This is a genomic window from Streptomyces sp. CA2R106, assembly GCF_037034245.1.
Classification (GTDB): Bacteria; Actinomycetota; Actinomycetes; order Streptomycetales; family Streptomycetaceae; genus Actinacidiphila.
In genome coordinates this window covers 1-574 of sequence record NZ_JBAGKC010000166.1, presented here as the reverse complement: position 1 = coordinate 574, position 574 = coordinate 1, and the positions used below count along the sequence as shown (strand labels likewise).

General features: G+C 70.9%; 2 pseudogenes. Both read left to right on the top strand.

Features of this window, described 5'->3' with window-relative positions:
• Positions 1–36: 36 nt before the first annotated feature.
• Positions 37–201, top strand: a pseudogene (locus WA788_RS35555) (phosphoadenosine phosphosulfate reductase domain-containing protein); the annotation flags it as partial.
• Positions 202–251: 50 nt separating this feature from the next.
• Positions 252–574 (top strand): annotated as a pseudogene (locus WA788_RS35550) (hypothetical protein); the annotation flags it as partial.

The following is a 574-nucleotide window of genomic DNA, read 5'->3' as shown; positions in this document are numbered from 1 at the left end:
TCGCTGTACAACGGCCGGCACGCCCCGGGCGAGCACGTGCGGGTCTTCCCGCTGTCGAACTGGACCGAGCTGGACGTGTGGCAGTACATCGCCCGGGAGCACATCGCGCTGCCGGAGATCTACTTCGCGCACCGCCGGGAGGTCTTCCAGCGCTCGGGGATGTGGCTGACCGCCGGCGAGTGGGGCGGCCCGAAGGACGACGAGCCGGTGCAGACCCGGCTGGTGCGCTACCGCACCGTCGGCGACATGTCCTGCACCGGCGCGGTCGACTCCGACGCCACCACGCTCGAAGCGGTGATCACCGAGATCGCCGCCTCCCGGCTCACCGAGCGGGGCGCCACCCGGGCCGACGACAAGATGTCCGAGGCCGCGATGGAAGACCGCAAGCGCGAGGGGTACTTCTAGCCATGACCGGCACCACGAGCCCGATCACCGCCGAGCAGCTGTCGGCCACCACCCTGCTGCGCTTCGCCACCGCCGGCTCCGTCGACGACGGCAAGTCCACCCTGGTCGGCCGCCTGCTCCACGACTCCAAGTCGGTCCTCACCGACCAACTCGAAGCCGTCGAGCGCGC